Consider the following 657-nt stretch of genomic DNA (forward strand, 5'->3'; position numbering starts at 1 on the left):
GTTGATGGCGTAAAAGGCCGTGTAGATACAATTAATAATAACCTTGAAAAGGTTACTAACAATCTTGAAAAAGTGACTGAAACAGCCGGCAGTGCACTTCAAACAGTAACTGTAACAGATACTAAAGGCCAAACCCTTGTTGTAGATAAAGACAACGCAGGCTTCGGTATTAAAGGTGCTACTGATGGCATGGTTACCAGTGAAGTATCCGGCCGAGACTTGGTAGTAGATTTAACAGCGGCAACTAAAGAAAAAATTAACAACGCAGCCGGTAAAGATTTAGGTAACTTGGACGACAAAGGTAAAGAAGTCATCAAAGAAGTTGTTCAAAAATCCGTTGACGTAAAAGGTGGTACAAACATCGAAGTAGCCAGCGAAACCGGTGCTGATGATGTTAAGACTTTCACCGTTAACATGAAGAACAACGTTGACTTAGGTGCTACCGGATCCATTAAAGCCGGTACAACTACAGTTGATGCTAATGGCTTAACTGCTGGTACAACTACAGTTTCCGCTGATGGTGTAACAGCCGGTGAAACTAAACTTAACGAATCCGGTCTAGAAGTAGGCGATACTGCTGTAACAGCTGATGGCGTAAGTGTTGGCGATGCAACGTTAACTGCTAATGGCTTAGCAATCGTTGGTGGTCCATCCGTA

1 protein-coding gene is annotated in these 657 nt (G+C 42.8%); it reads left to right on the forward strand.

The window, feature by feature from the left end:
* On the forward strand, window positions 1-657 hold a 657-nt coding region (locus QZL64_RS03445), incomplete at both ends, for a hypothetical protein (protein ID WP_441351086.1).

The organism is Veillonella sp. CAG:933 (assembly GCF_000431435.1).
Classification (GTDB): Bacteria; Bacillota; Negativicutes; order Veillonellales; family Veillonellaceae; genus Veillonella_A.